Source organism: Acinetobacter sp. S40, assembly GCF_016624705.1.
Classification (GTDB): Bacteria; Pseudomonadota; Gammaproteobacteria; order Pseudomonadales; family Moraxellaceae; genus Acinetobacter.
Genome location: NZ_JACVTU010000025.1, coordinates 1 through 13,724 on the forward strand (window position 1 = coordinate 1; position 13,724 = coordinate 13,724).

The 13,724-nt window shown below is 34.7% G+C and carries 21 protein-coding genes and 1 pseudogene; 6 read left to right on the top strand and 16 right to left on the bottom strand.

Annotated elements, in window-relative coordinates; genetic code table 11:
• A pseudogene (locus IAE19_RS16215) lies at window positions 1–250 on the top strand (CAP domain-containing protein); the annotation flags it as partial.
• Window positions 251–390: 140 nt separating this feature from the next.
• On the opposite strand, the gene xseB reads toward IAE19_RS16215, so the two are convergent.
• The 7 genes from xseB to IAE19_RS16250 form a co-directional block, all read right to left on the bottom strand.
• Window positions 391–588 (bottom strand): exodeoxyribonuclease VII small subunit, encoded by a 198-nt coding sequence (xseB, locus tag IAE19_RS16220; protein ID WP_200461940.1) that lies wholly within the window; start codon window positions 586–588, stop codon window positions 391–393.
• Window positions 581–1,843, bottom strand: coding sequence for an exodeoxyribonuclease VII large subunit (gene xseA, locus IAE19_RS16225; RefSeq protein WP_200461941.1), 1,263 nt, complete (start codon window positions 1,841–1,843; stop codon window positions 581–583). Before xseA ends, xseB begins: the two co-directional genes overlap by 8 nt.
• Window positions 1,844–2,147: 304 nt before the next feature.
• Window positions 2,148–2,954 carry a DUF5677 domain-containing protein gene (locus IAE19_RS16230; RefSeq protein ID WP_200461942.1) on the bottom strand — a complete coding sequence of 269 codons (807 nt, stop codon included), beginning with the start codon at window positions 2,952–2,954 and terminating at the stop codon, window positions 2,148–2,150.
• A gap of 71 nt (window positions 2,955–3,025) precedes the next feature.
• The gene (locus IAE19_RS16235) at window positions 3,026–3,631 is read right to left on the bottom strand and encodes an FG-GAP repeat domain-containing protein (RefSeq protein ID WP_200461943.1); all 606 of its coding nucleotides are present in this window, start codon (window positions 3,629–3,631) and stop codon (window positions 3,026–3,028) included.
• Between the two features lie 175 nt (window positions 3,632–3,806).
• On the bottom strand, window positions 3,807–4,943 hold the full coding sequence (locus tag IAE19_RS16240; protein ID WP_200461944.1) for an RES family NAD+ phosphorylase: 1,137 nt from the start codon (window positions 4,941–4,943) through the stop codon (window positions 3,807–3,809).
• Window positions 4,944–5,496: 553 nt separating this feature from the next.
• Window positions 5,497–5,811, bottom strand: a complete 315-nt coding sequence (locus tag IAE19_RS16245; protein WP_200461945.1) for a helix-turn-helix domain-containing protein — start codon at window positions 5,809–5,811, stop codon at window positions 5,497–5,499.
• Entirely contained in the window at window positions 5,792–6,115 is a 324-nt protein-coding gene (locus tag IAE19_RS16250; RefSeq protein ID WP_004999436.1) for a hypothetical protein, read from the bottom strand. Before IAE19_RS16250 ends, IAE19_RS16245 begins: the two co-directional genes overlap by 20 nt.
• Before the next feature lie 143 nt (window positions 6,116–6,258).
• On the opposite strand from IAE19_RS16250, the gene IAE19_RS16255 reads away from it, so the two are divergent.
• Both IAE19_RS16255 and IAE19_RS16260 read left to right on the top strand, forming a co-directional pair.
• Complete coding sequence (locus tag IAE19_RS16255) at window positions 6,259–6,564, top strand: hypothetical protein (protein WP_200461946.1); 306 nt, start codon at window positions 6,259–6,261, stop codon at window positions 6,562–6,564.
• A gap of 69 nt (window positions 6,565–6,633) precedes the next feature.
• Window positions 6,634–6,897: a hypothetical protein gene (locus IAE19_RS16260; protein WP_200461947.1), complete on the top strand. Its 264-nt coding sequence runs from the start codon at window positions 6,634–6,636 to the stop codon at window positions 6,895–6,897.
• Window positions 6,898–6,955: 58 nt separating this feature from the next.
• Here the strand turns inward: IAE19_RS16260 and IAE19_RS16265 are convergent, their stop codons facing one another.
• The 4 genes from IAE19_RS16265 to IAE19_RS16280 form a co-directional block, all read right to left on the bottom strand.
• Window positions 6,956–7,828 carry a hypothetical protein gene (locus IAE19_RS16265; RefSeq protein ID WP_200461948.1) on the bottom strand — a complete coding sequence of 291 codons (873 nt, stop codon included), beginning with the start codon at window positions 7,826–7,828 and terminating at the stop codon, window positions 6,956–6,958.
• Between the two features lie 124 nt (window positions 7,829–7,952).
• Window positions 7,953–8,351, bottom strand: a complete 399-nt coding sequence (locus tag IAE19_RS16270) for a hypothetical protein (RefSeq protein ID WP_200461949.1) — start codon at window positions 8,349–8,351, stop codon at window positions 7,953–7,955.
• A gap of 64 nt (window positions 8,352–8,415) precedes the next feature.
• Window positions 8,416–8,718, bottom strand: a complete 303-nt coding sequence (locus IAE19_RS16275; protein ID WP_004780009.1) for a helix-turn-helix domain-containing protein — start codon at window positions 8,716–8,718, stop codon at window positions 8,416–8,418.
• Window positions 8,711–9,067, bottom strand: a complete 357-nt coding sequence (locus tag IAE19_RS16280) for a type II toxin-antitoxin system RelE/ParE family toxin (protein ID WP_200461950.1) — start codon at window positions 9,065–9,067, stop codon at window positions 8,711–8,713. Before IAE19_RS16280 ends, IAE19_RS16275 begins: the two co-directional genes overlap by 8 nt.
• Window positions 9,068–9,280: 213 nt before the next feature.
• Between IAE19_RS16280 and IAE19_RS16285 the strand changes: the two genes are divergently transcribed.
• Together IAE19_RS16285 and IAE19_RS16290 are read left to right on the top strand one after the other, a co-directional pair.
• Complete coding sequence (locus IAE19_RS16285) at window positions 9,281–9,424, top strand: hypothetical protein (protein ID WP_200461957.1); 144 nt, start codon at window positions 9,281–9,283, stop codon at window positions 9,422–9,424.
• Between the two features lie 238 nt (window positions 9,425–9,662).
• Window positions 9,663–9,887, top strand: coding sequence for a hypothetical protein (locus tag IAE19_RS16290; protein WP_200461951.1), 225 nt, complete (start codon window positions 9,663–9,665; stop codon window positions 9,885–9,887).
• Window positions 9,888–10,020: 133 nt separating this feature from the next.
• On the opposite strand, the gene IAE19_RS16295 is transcribed toward IAE19_RS16290, so the two are convergent.
• The 5 genes from IAE19_RS16295 to IAE19_RS16315 form a co-directional block, all read right to left on the bottom strand.
• Complete coding sequence (locus tag IAE19_RS16295) at window positions 10,021–10,767, bottom strand: ATP-binding protein (RefSeq protein ID WP_200461952.1); 747 nt, start codon at window positions 10,765–10,767, stop codon at window positions 10,021–10,023.
• An 8-nt stretch (window positions 10,768–10,775) separates the two neighbouring features.
• The gene (locus tag IAE19_RS16300; RefSeq protein ID WP_200461953.1) at window positions 10,776–11,297 is read right to left on the bottom strand and encodes a DUF1376 domain-containing protein; all 522 of its coding nucleotides are present in this window, start codon (window positions 11,295–11,297) and stop codon (window positions 10,776–10,778) included.
• A gap of 68 nt (window positions 11,298–11,365) precedes the next feature.
• Window positions 11,366–11,611, bottom strand: coding sequence for a hypothetical protein (locus tag IAE19_RS16305; RefSeq protein ID WP_227612311.1), 246 nt, complete (start codon window positions 11,609–11,611; stop codon window positions 11,366–11,368).
• Window positions 11,608–12,786, bottom strand: coding sequence for an Arm DNA-binding domain-containing protein (locus IAE19_RS16310; RefSeq protein ID WP_200461954.1), 1,179 nt, complete (start codon window positions 12,784–12,786; stop codon window positions 11,608–11,610). Before IAE19_RS16310 ends, IAE19_RS16305 begins: the two co-directional genes overlap by 4 nt.
• Window positions 12,787–12,798: 12 nt before the next feature.
• Window positions 12,799–13,014: a hypothetical protein gene (locus IAE19_RS16315; RefSeq protein ID WP_200461955.1), complete on the bottom strand. Its 216-nt coding sequence runs from the start codon at window positions 13,012–13,014 to the stop codon at window positions 12,799–12,801.
• Between the two features lie 111 nt (window positions 13,015–13,125).
• Here IAE19_RS16315 and IAE19_RS16320 point away from each other — a divergent pair, with 111 nt between their 5' ends.
• On the top strand, window positions 13,126–13,326 hold the full coding sequence (locus tag IAE19_RS16320) for a helix-turn-helix domain-containing protein (RefSeq protein WP_151726429.1): 201 nt from the start codon (window positions 13,126–13,128) through the stop codon (window positions 13,324–13,326).
• The last annotated feature ends 398 nt before the right edge of the window (window positions 13,327–13,724 follow it).

Sequence of the window (13,724 nt, forward strand, 5' to 3'; positions counted from 1 at the left end):
TCAAAAGAATTTTTTTGCTAATCGAAATGTGGACTACGCCAAAGCCACTGTAGTCGTCACAGAACGAAGTAGTGGGGCTAAACAAAAGATCAGTAATATCCGCTATGAAAATATCGGAGTTCCCAACCATATCCAGTTTAACTTTGACGATTTGAAATTGAACGTGATATACGATGTCAAACTCAGCAATGTTCTGGTGGATGGTCAGCCAAAGGAATATTCGTACTGGTTTAAAGTCGATGATCAATAAGGATAAGAATCAGATGAAAAAAATTGATACTTCACCTTATTGCTGCCATTGGTATTGTCGGTAGGATTGAACTATGTACCGTCACAGGTTGCAACCAAAGTTGAGTTTAATTTGTATTTCATAATGAATAGATAAAGATTTTAAGAGTTATTAAATGTTTCGTTCAAAGCCTGTTGAACTGTATCAATTCTTGATTTACAGGCTTTGTATGCCTCCATAGATTCTTCGACGATCTTCATCAAGTTATCAATGTCTGGTTCTTCCTGTGATTCAAGAAGTTCAGCATTTTTCTTCAAAATGTCGTAGCCGTCCTTAAACGAAAGTTCTTTTTTAGTCATGTGGAATTACCTTTTTTATATCTGCTTGAATAAATCCATCTTGAAGTTCAACCTCAATGGAAGCATCAGAAATCTGTTGAATGGACCAAATGGCCTGATGATTGCTGCGGACAATTGCATAACCTTTACTCAGTACATGTTTTGGGTTTTGAATAAGAGTTTCTCGAATGAGACCTTCAACATGAGACGATGCGAGTTTAAGCTGGGACTGAGCAAAGTAATGCGTACTATCTCTGAATGTATCAATACTTTTTTTTGCATCTATTACACGATTAATCGTCAGTGTTTTGATCATACTGATGTACTGATCATTTTGACTTTGATATGCACTGATCTGATGTTGTGACCACAATTTGATGGTCTGCAAGCTGTTTATTGCTTCACGTACTCTTTCTAGAATCAGATTGCGAATCCCGCCAATTACTTTACTCGGTGTATCAAAAGAACGATGTGCAATTTCATCAAGAATTGTCCTATCTTTTTCATGGCCGATACCCACCCAGATTGGAACTGATCGTTTACATAGTAGGGCTGCTAGATCGTAGTTATTCAGATAGGCTAAATCATTCACTGCACCGCCACCGCGAATAATGACGATCAGATCAGGGGGAGCATCAAAATCTTGAGCCCATTGTTTTAAGCCTGAACTGAGTGACTCAATAATACTTAGTGCAGCCGTATTACCCTGAAAAGTTGCACTATGATAGACGAAATGACATACGCCTGCTTGATCCAGTACATCGGCATCTTTTCTAAAATCACCAAGACCTGCTGCATTTAGCGGCGCGATAACTAAAACATTTTGAATGTCAAATGGGGACGCCAGTATCTTATTTTTATGAAGTAATCCTTCTTTGCTTAGTCGTTCAAGAATTTGCTGATAGCGCTTGGCAATATCTCCCAAGGTATAATTTGAATCAATTTCTTCAACATTCACTGAAAATCCATACTGAGGATCAAAACGTGCTTTGATTCTGATCAGTACATTTAAATCTTTTGATAGTTCAATGCCACTTTCACGTTCAAACTTTAAAACGATTTTTAAAGCAGTAAACTTCCAAATGGTGGCTTTGCAGCTTGCGATAATTTTATCTGTGTCTTGTTCCTTTTCTGCAAGCTCTAGGTAATAGTGACCCCCTTTAATCATGAGATTGCGGATCTCTGCCTTTACCCAAACAGGTTCCTCAAAGGTTAACTGAATGATCTCTTTGACAGATGCAAGATATTCGTTAAGCGATAAAGGTTGATCTGACATTAATAGGTGTAGTGAATGATTGAATAATCAGTATAAAACCTATCAATGAAAGAATAAACAGTGCCGTAGTGCAAGTAAGATTAAACTTTATAATTTGAAGATAATTAAATTCGTGGAACAATGGTCAAAGAATAACCGTGGAACGAGAAAAATCCATAAAAAAAGTCCAAACAGGTAGGATTGGACTGCTTGTTATTGCATAAGTAATTGATTTAATTAAAATTATAAAATTGACTTCGCATAAGCTGTATTATCTTAATTTTAGAAAAACTAAGAATTAATCGGTAGTGTTCGAGATTTTGTGTCATTCAATATAGAGTAATTTTTTTTCCTGAGGACTCATTTTTTCCAAGATATCTGGAAAAAAGCTTAGCATGTTGTAACAGCCACGAACTAAATAACTTTCAGCAAGTTCTAAAGCCACTGCACTGTATTTTTCTTCAACCTCTGAATGAACTCCTGTTCCTCGATCTCCATCAATCATCCTAAAAAAACCCATTGGGAAAGAATGAACATTTGAGGACAGGAGTTTATACCAGTACCTGAAATCATTTTTATTCATTCCCTCTCGCTCTTCGATATCTTCTCTACTTATAAAAAAGGCATTTTTACCTTTCAAATATTTACCTCTGTCTTTTTCATCTAAACTTTTAAAAAAAATAGAATTTTCAAGTTGATCTAAAACTAGTTTTTCAATTTCAAAATCTTCTTTCTGTATATTATGAATCTCTGATACAAATGAGAAAAACTGTTTACGAGAATAATAATCATGTACATTAAATAGAGCTTTTCGTGCTTTTAATTCTTCTTCAGATACATTGTCAAAACATAAATAAAAAAGTGTTTGATAACATTCCATTAAATTTCTTGTAAGGCTAAAAGCAGATGCATAATCCCAATCAGATTTGTATTCTTTTGAGACATCGTGATCTAGTAGCTTTCTTAAGCTTCTACCAGTCGTGCATAATTTAGTAAAAAGAATAGAGGCCCAAACTACTTTATCCTCTTGACCATATCGTCCTGCACCCAAGCGAGAAATTTTAACTGCTAAGTTAAGAGTCCTACAGTAGCTTTTGAAAGCTACTGGAAATTTTTTATCACCTATTGTCATTACTTTAAATTTTCAAAAAAGATAGATGGTTTATATTTTAACTTTTTTTCGGCATTGCATTACTTTGGGTTTTAACTAAAATTCTCTTTTTCAAATGCTTCTAGCCTTGATTTCATTTCCTGTTCTGTATATAGCTCTAAACGTGATATTTCTCGAATCTTTTTATCTATAAATTTGAAAATTACTCTATCTCTAAAACCTAGGACATAAGGTTTATCAGCCCTAATAGAGTTATCGTTTGTTATAATCTCTAGTATCCCATCATTATCAATATCATTGAAAATGTATCCTGCCATAGTACTAACTACGACTGTATCCATTAATTGAAGTGTTTGTTGATCTGGATCTTTTATATAATTATATATTTCTAATCTACAACTATATGGGCCTGCACCTGATTGTATAAAAATTTCATCTTCACCATCATTATCTATATCAAACTTAGATAAAACATAAGGTTCATTAACCCTATTTTGAAAATCATACAATTCAACAACTTTGTTTTCATTTGGTGAGCTAAGAATGGCCAAAAGTTCTATAGGTTGAGAAGCTAATTTATCAAGAACATTAGCAAATTTTTCATCACTCTTTTTTCCTGAAAAATAGGCATAAAGGATTGATACTATACCTATAATCCAGCCTGTTATTGTAAAAAATATAGTCCAGAAATTATTCATAATTTTATAAAATGAGAAAGAAAATAGAGATACTATTTATATCTAGCGAAATTATATTAGAACCTAATCAAAGTATCTATAATACTCCGATTGAAAGCTTCTAGGAAATACAAATACTGAAATTGACCGCCTAGAATCTCCCAAGTCGAAGTCTTTTGCTATTTCAGCATAAGCATCAAATAGGCTTATTACTTCTACAACTTACCAGTGATTTTAATTCATCCATTAGCTTATTCACGTCATCAAAGCTAGCCTCACTATCCAATACTATATCCGACATTTTTTCGCCTAACAGTTTTAACTTTGATTTATCTAATGCGTGGTTATCATTAACTGGACCGTATGAATACTCATATGCTATGGACGTTATTTTGAGGTTGTTAGTCGATGTTATTTTGAGCTTTTTTTCTGCTACGGGATACCCAAATAATGAAATATTTAAAAGCTCTTTCTTGTGAGCCTGCCCAAAATAACTATTTGTAATAAAGCCATCATATCCACGCAACTTTATTTCTCGAGAGAGTTCTTGGCAAAGACTATATTCGTCTTTTCCTACATAAGATAACCTTTGAAGCATTAGGTCAACTCTGTCAAACTCTGTACTAGCCTTACTCTCATTAGTACGAGATAGATTGAGAACCTTTAGTGGCTTTTCTACGCTAAATTTTGCTAGCATAATGTAATCTGATAATGAGGCTCTAGTCTCATGAAGACATGTTTCAATGTCACTAGCACCATAAAATATTTGTGTTGATTCTGAATTAAATCGACCGTTTTTAGTGTACTCCTGTGGTGGAGTATCGAACTCTGACGAATTTGCTGGCGGTAAATTTTCACCAGTCCGAACCCGATAAATACAATACCCAACATTAAGGATTTCTTCAGTACAGCAGCTAATAATAGCCTGCCATATGTTATCTCTGTCTTTACCTTGCACATTATCAAATACTAGCAACTGGTAATGGTTGGTATATCCTAAACGCCATAACGGGGGACCGTAGTTAAAAAGGCCCACTCTAGTTGCATCAGTGATTTTTTTGAGGTCCGCATCTAACTCTGTGAGAAATTGCACATCTCCTGGATATTTATATTCATTGAATTGGAATATGGGTGCGGGACCAGCTACCTCTGGCGGAATTGAGCCCATAACAAAAAATTGATTCATAATAATAAGCAACTCTTCACTGGATAAGGCGTATCCATTTTTTAAGCAGCTCTTACAGACTACTTGATCAGCTTGTTTATTAATAACTCTCAGAGCAGTTTCTTTTATGCCATGATTTTCAAAACACGATGTGCATATTTCGTTCATTCTTAGCTCCTAATTCAAGGAGAACACTCCCTCAAATTAACCAAGTAAAAAAGTAAAATTTAACATAATGGGCGTTATCCGAAATCGTCTTTTATAAGTTTATTAATATCAATAACTTAGGTATGTTAAATCATCCAAAAACTCATCAAAACGCCGAATTCGACACATCTCGGCGTTTTTTTAAACGCTTTTGTCATATTCTGCCAATAAGATTGGTTAAAAAATAGTCAAAATCGCAACTTTTTCCGATTTCTTAAGGCTTCCTTTTCTGAATTTATCCCCATTTTCTGCGGACAATTCTTGGGATAATTTTTTGGTCCTTTCACTCTACGTTCTGGCTTACAGCCATTCAAGACATTCTCCAATAGGCAGGCGACACTCGATTTCCTATCATGGACTCATCAAGAACAGGATGTTCGAAGACCTAAAACAATAATCATAAGTCAGACACCAGGATCGTGAAGCTAGACAGGAGTCACGCTTAAGCACCAAATACGAAAAACCCCGACAGGATGTCGGGGTTTTTTTATTGTTTTTACGAAAGCTAGAGAAATTAAGCCAGACTTTCTTTTACAAATTTTGGATCAACAATAAACAAGCGAATCAGTGATGTTGCTGCTCCCGATGGTCGTCTCACACCTTGTTCCCATGATTCAAGGGTTCGTCTTGATACACCAAGAATTTTGGCAAATTGATCTTGTGTGAGTTGAGCCTTTCTACGAGCTAATGCCACATCTGTTTCAGTAATTAATGTTCTTTTCGCGGCATTATTGGCAAGCATATCATCAATGCCTTGTAAGATTTCAGCTTCAATATCTCTAGTTGCTTCAAAAGCTTCCAGTTCTTTTTCAGTCATTAAACGAGTCATTTAATTTCTCCACCAATGCTTGAAGGGTTTTCTTACTAAGCTGTACCGTTTGCTTTTTACTGTACAAGGTTAATAACCAAATCTCTCCATTTGTTAAACGATTAAAGTAGATGACTCTCACACCACCACTTTTGCCTCGACCACCGCTAGTCCATCTGATCTTACGAATGCCACCCGAATTGGGTTCGACATCCCCAGCGTCAGGATTTAATGCCAAGAATGTTTTAAATTCCTCATATTCTTCCTGAGTCCAATAAACAAGACAGTATTTGGTAAATAAAGGGGTTTCACATATTGTATACATTGCTTATGTTTATACTACCTTGTAGTAGTTGATTTTATACTACTTTGTGGTACTTTTAAATATAAATTTGTAATTCGTAGAATGAAAGACGATGTACTATTTTGCAGAGGATCCCTTCTAGGTAATGTCACCTAGGAGGAACAATGAAAAAACTGAAATATCAGTATAGGAAATCTATACACAGCACACGTTATGACTATTTTTGGGAAATTTATCCCAATGTTAGAAGTTCTGTATTTAAAAAATTTAGCACTTATCAAGAGCGTAGCTTTTATTGTCTGCATCGTATTGAATACAAGGACTTTCCGCTTAAACTTCGTGTCGCACGTGGTTCGGGCCTGCCTGATGATTGGGATGATTTACCAACCTATGTTTATGACGTTGCTAAAAGTTGGAAGCATAATTCAAAAAGAAAGCATCAGTATTATCGCAAATCTAATTTGGAATAAGCTGTTTAGAGCACTACGTTGACATCGTAGGGCTCTAATTTTCATAGTAAATCACTCTGGAGATTATTAATGGAATTTGAAGCGGCACAATTAAAGGAAGTGACTGTTGATGTTCTATGTGATGTCTGCGACCAAGCTACTACTTTAGAATTTGGTACTTTGAAGGCCCATTGGGGATATGGATCAAAACACGATGGTGAGCGTTACGAAGTTCAGCTTTGTGAAAGCTGCTTTTTTTATACGCTTACTGCACTCAAAACAGCCAAACGGGATCACCATATGTTTGATGAAACATTCAATCCTGCTGAACTAGAAAGATTTGGTCTTAGATAGCTCAACTGCGCATAAGAGATTTTATGTTAAATAAAAAGCCGTCCATGGCTTTGTATCCTTATAATTCTATATATGCTGCTATTGGATCTATAACTATTTCATTATCTGATTTTCCAGAAATTGAATATTCTACATTAGCTAAATGTTCGAACATATTTCGCATATGAGCGCTTAGATCACCATCGAAATCTTCTTTTGGTATTGCATTATTTGACATCAAGTATTGGGAAACTGTTCCAATAATACTTACCTTAACATTTGTTTTTCTAGAATATTTTCTAATTAAAATATTTTCACTTTCTCTTAAATAATCTCTATTTAAGTAAGAGGTGATTAATAAGTTATCAACAGTTTGAGATACTTCAAAATTATCATTAAAACCTTGTTTAGATAATAAAACAAAGCTTTCTAAAAACTTAGGGTCTTGATGATGTTCACTTTCTTTTTCTTTTATATATTGATCCCTTCTTTGTTTCCCTAAACCTTCTAATTTTTGTCGGTCACTAAAGATTACCATTCGACTAATAGCTGTACCAAATTGATTAAATTTTGAGAAAAAATCTTGAAGTTTGAGATGATCGTTGAATGTGACTTCTTTGGTGATTTTGATAAAAGAATAACTTTCTATTTTTTCACTAATTTCTTGTTGGTTTAAGTCACTAATATCTAAAATTACTTGTTTATCATTTAGTTCTTTTTCAAAGAGAGTAAATGAGTAGTCATGTAAAAATTTTTTTTCAGTTGATTTAGTTGTATTTTTTACAACATCAGCTAGTACTTTTCCACTAAGTAGAGGACCACCTTGGGTTTCGCTATCTTGATTCTCAAGAGTTTCTTCTTTTAGTAACTCTTGAGCAATTCCTTCGAACATTTGTGAAGAAATGGAGTACATCTTATCTTTATCGAGATAAATAAAATTTTTTAACTTCATCTTTTCCTCTTAATATAGTCATCATAGTGTTTTTTTCTGATATGAAATATAGACCAAATACAGAAAATTAAACCTAATAAAAACAAAATTATAGCAGTGTAAAGTATTAAAGTATTCATTTTGGTTAATACTCCAATTCTATTTTTCTATAGTGATATAAAATTACAAAGCATTGGATAAATGAAATAATTGCCAAAGATATAGATGCACTTAATAGTAGATCTATATTTATAGCTAAATTTTTGCTTTCACTACAAATTGCCGCACTTAGTAGTAATACATATCCAATAATAAAGAAGGTAGAAATCCCGATTGCTATCAGCCTCCATTCATTATCTTTTTGAAGATTGTTTAATTCATTTAGAATAGATACATGTAGGACAATACCAAATACAATAATATCTACAGGGCTTATAGTAACGACATCTTTAAGAATAAAAATATTCACAGCTGTAATTCTAGCAATGATAGGTAAAAGCCCTATCAATACTGTGAAAATTAGCCAAATATAAATTTTTTTCATGTACCAAAGACCTTACACAATGAAGCCAAATTGTTATTTGGTAATATAGAGTAGGTGAAGCAAGTTATACATTGAATCCTATATGTTTTCCTGTTGGAAGTTCTACATCAATACGAAGTTTTCCACCCATTGCTTCAACATACTTTTTCATTGTTGAAATCTTAAGGTCATTGCCACGATTTTCGATAGCTGAAAGTGAAGGTTGTTTAATACCAAGGGTTTCAGCCAATTCTTTTTGAGAAATTTCTAGTTCTTCACGAATAAGGTAAAGCTGATTCTCTAGCAATAACTCATCAGCCATTTGTTGAATACGAGCTTGGCTCTCTGGAGAGCGACTAGCTAATAATTCTTGTAGGGTCTTAGCCATCTGATTGATCTCCTAAAGTTGAGAGATGAAGTTCGTATTGCTCATCAGCAATAGCTAGCATCTCTGTATAAAAACGCTTTTTACCACTCTTATTACCAATACACAGCACAATGGCTTGTCGTAATGGATCAAATGCAAAAAGTACCCTTAACGGTTTACCTCGATGCTGAACACGGAGTTCCTTCAAATTGGTAAATTTAGAGTCGTAGACGGTATCGACTAAGGGACGACCTAAACTTGGTCTCTGCTGTTGCAGAACAACTAATGCAGCCAAGACTTTCTCTTGTGTTGATTCATCTTGCTGTTCAAGCCATTCATTAAACAGATCCGTTGTAATGACTGTCCACATATTACAACCAAAATATAGATTATAATCTATATATTAAGACTGATTGAATGACTTTGCAAATGGCAATAAAAAACCCCGACATCCTGTCGAGGTTTTTCGTATTTGCATCTTAGGATCAACTCCTGTCATCCCTCGCGTCCTGTCGCTGATCTTATTGTTGTTATATGGAGCATCCTGCTCTCTATGGTTTCATCATAGGAAATCTGTGCGGATATGACTATTGGTGATTTTCCTGAATGGTTGTACGCCAAAACGTACATGATTTTATCCCAAGATTTATCCGCAAATTTTGTGGATTATTTCAGTTGTGTGACGCTTGAGTTGTCAGGAAAAATTGCAATTTTGATTATTTTTTAATCAATTTTATTGGCTAAAAGTGACAAAGTCGGTCAAAAAAAATCCGCATTGTTTCCAAAGCGGATTTTTGGTGTTTTTTGGTGTTATGTAAAATAAATAAGTTTATGAAAAATAATAATTTTTGATTTTAGACTTCGCATAAGCGCCATTATGTTAAATGAATATCATCAATGAAACTTATTTAAACTGATATAATATTAATAGCTTTCAATTTATCAATTTTTTTAAAGGTTTAATTATGCCTGCTTTAATTCTTACAGCAAGAAGTGCAAGTTCATTTAGTCCGGATACTCTTATGACACTAATCAACTGTATTCCAGGTACTCAAAAACCTTCTGTACAAGATTTAATAACTCTTTATCCAAATCCAATTCGTATTGAGCTTACAGATGGAGCTTTTGAAACTACAGCTATACGAATATTTCAAAGATTGAATAGTTCATTTGACATTCAATATGCTTAACCTTTCTTCTTAATTTTTTAATATTTCTAAAATTAACATAATACAGCTTATGCGAAGCAGCAATATAAGCCCAAAATAGAAATGTCCGCTTAAAAATATGATAGCGGACATTTCTGACTTATGAATCTTATGGTTACTCACCTTTTCGAAAATCATCCCAATAACACGGTACAATCATCAAACCATTTTCGTGCAGTCTAGACCAAAGTCTGGTCCCTACATCTTTTTCGAATTGAGCAAGAGGAAAGTTAGAAATGAGTAAGGTTGACTTCATTTGATCATAACGACTGTATAAAACTTTATGCACCATTTCCAGAGGTTTCTCATGGCGATCATGTAGACCATATTCATCAATCACCAATAAATCAAAACTCGTTAACTGCCGAATAATTTCATCTTCGCTAGAGCTATGATCTGACCATGAATCCATCATCTTTTGTGCAATTTCGGCACTGGTAAAATATCTTACAGAGCGAAGACTACGATGTAAAATATTACGAATGATCGAAGCACTGAGATGCGTTTTACCTGTACCTGATGAACCAAATAATAAAAGGTTCGAGATCTCACCTGAAATAAGCTGCTCAGCGAAGCATTGACAGCGATACACTGCATTTTCTTGTGCTTGGTTTATTACAGCAAAGTTTTTAAAGCCACAATCGACATATCGTTTCTTTAAACCTGCATTTGAAATTCGTTGCTGCAGCAGAGACTTTTGCATTTCAGCCAAATTCTGATCCTGTGCATTTACGACTTTCTCCTTAGCACACGATTTACAAATCAAATGACCGCCTATCACTGTCATATGTTCATGATGAATGAGGCAGAGCTGATCAGTCACTTGAAACTGAATTTTCGATAAATTCACCAACGTATTCATAAAATCTTCTAAATCCAGTTTGTACGATGTTTTTGCTCATCTGCTTCAATTGATGAAGATGAAGATGAAGATGAAGATGAAGGGGATCGCTTGTGCTTTGCTTGAGCAGTACTGGTGCAATTCAGTTGATATTCATGAGCATTGTTGACCACAGATTCAGGTAATGCTTGAGCATTGCTTGACGACTTATTCCAACGTGCCTGAGCAGCCAATTTGGCTTTATCTGACTTCATCTTCTGATTCTGTGTCGCTTGTTCTTTTAACGAAGAAATATAAGTGGATGTCAAATGCGTTGAGCTTAGCTCAAATAATTCCAATCTAACTAGCGTATGGATTAATGCTTTAGATTTGCTTGGATTAAGCTTAGAAATACTACTAATGATTGATAGATCAAACGGAATGTCACCATTTTTCCAAAAATCCATCATCAGCAGAAATGTTGCACCAATCTGTTCCGTGGTCAAACGAGCAAACTTCGCTTGTAAATCACCAATATAAACTGGCATCCAAATTGAAATTTTATTATTCATAAAGATCACCTTTAAAAAGGGATAAGAGATACAAGGTCACCTTAGATGACCTGATAACAATTGAATTTTTAAGCCATAAGGTATGAGAGCTTTTGCCTGACGTAGCGAGGAAGATCATCAACGGCAACTTCTTCACGATCAATGAGATTCTGAATCCATAAACGGAGTGCCTGATGATCGTCAAAACAGCGATTAATATTGAGCAGAAAAGCAAGGTTATGCAGTTTCGGAATCTGTAACTCTAGAATCAGTTCACGAGCAACCATATCTGCCTCAAGACTCACCACGACACCACCAAAGAAAGACTTACTCATGATGCCACTCCTTCCTGATTCAGCTTATTCAGCATAGCCTCAAAAGCACTACCATCCTGCCGGGTGATATTGGGCACATAACGGCTATAGACACGAAATAACATCTCAGTGGTCGAATGACCCAACTGTCGAGCAATCCATTCTGGATTTTCACCCGCAGACAACCATAAAGTTGCAGCAGTATGTCGGGTTTGATACGCAGGACGTGTTTTAAACCTAAGAAAACGCAATAGCGGATGCCAAATGCGTCGATTGACCAGACGATAATCTAAAGGATCACCTGAACGATTACAGAACACAAATTCTGATTTACCATGATTCAGACTCTTTTGTTGTAAGAACGCCTGAAACACACGATCACTCATCTGAATAGTTCGATTAGAACCATAGGTCTTCGTGCCACCCAACTGACCATTCACTAAGGCTTCACGAACATAAATCTCACGTCGTTGTAGATTGACATTCTCCCAACGTAAACCATCAATCTCACTGGTACGCATACCCGTAAAAAAACGAATAGTGTAATAAGGCTTAAAATCATCCCGTACCGTTTGTAAGATCAGTTGCACTTGCTCTAAAGAGAAGGGGTGGACTTCGACTTTTGTTTGTTTGAGGTTTTTGATGTTTTTATAACAACTTTCAAAGTCGTATCGTTCTGCTGCGCTATCTAGTATCATACGAAGTACTATCATTATCTGATTGATTCTTGATGGTGAAAGGCATTCTTGGGAAATTCCGTAAGTCACTTTGGCGAGAGATGTGCGGAACCCGAGAATGTCTGATTTCTTGACATTAATAATAGGTATAGTGCCGAAATAAGGAATTAAGTACTTTCTAATTACTGTTCGGATCTTTCCTTTATAGCTATTTCGCCATTCGATTTCCTTTTCCTGAAACCATATATCACAGTATTCTGAAAACATAGGCGTTTTAGAACTAATAGCATTCACCTTGTTTTCAGTTTCTTTGATGTCTTTTAATCGCGTACTTTTAGGAAAGTATTTAGCATAATCAAATATGCCTAATAATATTTCTGCTTCCATACGCTCAATAACTTTCTCAAGTTTTTTACGATTTTGAGGGGTATCTTCTAATGCTGTTGTTTCACGACAGCGCATATTAAGATAACGGAAATCTATATTCAGTTTTCCATATCTAGCACGAATACTGGCCATAATCAGTTTCTCCTATTGCAATTGAAGAGAATGTAATGAGCCTATGTTTGTAGTGGTCATATCCTTTTCGATACGCTCCCAGACATAAAGAATTTTTCTTCCACCAAACGGGCGAATGTAGTGAATACCTTCAATCAGTACGCTATCCTTTAATTGGTTACGGATGGTTCGCTCATTGTAGTGAATTCGTTCTGACAACTCTTTTGTTGTAAGATAGGTTAAGTTCATATTTGTATCCTTTTATAAAGTATCACAATAATGATATTAAATATCACAAAGGAGATATTAAAGGTGTTTATTTCATTATGCAAGTACTTTTTAACACAATGGTGGTAATTAATGATTGTTTGCAATCTACCTGTACTTTTGGCAGAAAGACGTATGAAAGTCGCAGATGTTGTGAGAGCAACTGGAATGAGTAAAACGACAATACATAAACTTTATAATGGTCAATCGACTAGAATTGATTTTGAAACACTTGAAAAGCTTTGTGCACTATTAGAGATTGAGGTAGGGGATCTCTTAAAATACAAACCTTAATTTAAATAAGTTTTTGATATTTATAAATTAATTTGGTGACCAAATTTGGTCACTATCTTGAAATATAACTCAGTCTGATATACATTTATAACGAAAATAAATTAAAATCACGAATAGTGCCATCAGGACTCTTATAAGCTTAAATTTTACTAAATTAGATTAAAAACCATTAAAAGATATAAAGATTAAGTCACTAAAAAGTCACTTTTGGTCACCAAAAAGCTTTCTATAGTTTTCTTGTGTAGTTATTTCTGTTGAGTTTTACATTTTGATATTAGTAATTGATGAAAATAATTTGTTATAAATCAAAAAGAAAAAACCCCAATCTTTTGATTGAGGCTTTTCAAAATCTGGAGCGGGAAACGAGACTCGAACTCGCGACCCCAACCTTGGCAAGG

Excerpts from the sequence above, each read along its gene's own strand:
- IAE19_RS16290 (WP_200461951.1), top strand. The coding sequence starts at position 9,663 with ATGCCTGCTTTAATTCTTACAGCAAGAAGTGCAAGTTCATTTAGTCCG.
- IAE19_RS16245 (WP_200461945.1), bottom strand. The coding sequence starts at position 5,811 with ATGACTCGTTTAATGACTGAAAAAGAACTGGAAGCTTTTGAAGCAACT.
- IAE19_RS16250 (WP_004999436.1), bottom strand. The coding sequence starts at position 6,115 with ATGTATACAATATGTGAAACCCCTTTATTTACCAAATACTGTCTTGTT.
- IAE19_RS16270 (WP_200461949.1), bottom strand. The coding sequence starts at position 8,351 with ATGAAAAAAATTTATATTTGGCTAATTTTCACAGTATTGATAGGGCTT.
- IAE19_RS16240 (WP_200461944.1), bottom strand. The coding sequence starts at position 4,943 with ATGAACGAAATATGCACATCGTGTTTTGAAAATCATGGCATAAAAGAA.
- IAE19_RS16265 (WP_200461948.1), bottom strand. The coding sequence starts at position 7,828 with ATGAAGTTAAAAAATTTTATTTATCTCGATAAAGATAAGATGTACTCC.
- IAE19_RS16295 (WP_200461952.1), bottom strand. The coding sequence starts at position 10,767 with ATGAATACGTTGGTGAATTTATCGAAAATTCAGTTTCAAGTGACTGAT.
- IAE19_RS16275 (WP_004780009.1), bottom strand. The coding sequence starts at position 8,718 with ATGGCTAAGACCCTACAAGAATTATTAGCTAGTCGCTCTCCAGAGAGC.
- IAE19_RS16300 (WP_200461953.1), bottom strand. The coding sequence starts at position 11,297 with ATGAATAATAAAATTTCAATTTGGATGCCAGTTTATATTGGTGATTTA.
- IAE19_RS16230 (WP_200461942.1), bottom strand. The coding sequence starts at position 2,954 with ATGACAATAGGTGATAAAAAATTTCCAGTAGCTTTCAAAAGCTACTGT.
- IAE19_RS16315 (WP_200461955.1), bottom strand. The coding sequence starts at position 13,014 with ATGAACTTAACCTATCTTACAACAAAAGAGTTGTCAGAACGAATTCAC.
- IAE19_RS16305 (WP_227612311.1), bottom strand. The coding sequence starts at position 11,611 with ATGAGTAAGTCTTTCTTTGGTGGTGTCGTGGTGAGTCTTGAGGCAGAT.
- xseA (WP_200461941.1), bottom strand. The coding sequence starts at position 1,843 with ATGTCAGATCAACCTTTATCGCTTAACGAATATCTTGCATCTGTCAAA.
- IAE19_RS16235 (WP_200461943.1), bottom strand. The coding sequence starts at position 3,631 with ATGAATAATTTCTGGACTATATTTTTTACAATAACAGGCTGGATTATA.
- IAE19_RS16280 (WP_200461950.1), bottom strand. The coding sequence starts at position 9,067 with ATGTGGACAGTCATTACAACGGATCTGTTTAATGAATGGCTTGAACAG.
- IAE19_RS16260 (WP_200461947.1), top strand. The coding sequence starts at position 6,634 with ATGGAATTTGAAGCGGCACAATTAAAGGAAGTGACTGTTGATGTTCTA.
- IAE19_RS16310 (WP_200461954.1), bottom strand. The coding sequence starts at position 12,786 with ATGGCCAGTATTCGTGCTAGATATGGAAAACTGAATATAGATTTCCGT.
- IAE19_RS16255 (WP_200461946.1), top strand. The coding sequence starts at position 6,259 with ATGAAAAAACTGAAATATCAGTATAGGAAATCTATACACAGCACACGT.
- xseB (WP_200461940.1), bottom strand. The coding sequence starts at position 588 with ATGACTAAAAAAGAACTTTCGTTTAAGGACGGCTACGACATTTTGAAG.
- IAE19_RS16285 (WP_200461957.1), top strand. The coding sequence starts at position 9,281 with ATGACTATTGGTGATTTTCCTGAATGGTTGTACGCCAAAACGTACATG.
- IAE19_RS16320 (WP_151726429.1), top strand. The coding sequence starts at position 13,126 with ATGATTGTTTGCAATCTACCTGTACTTTTGGCAGAAAGACGTATGAAA.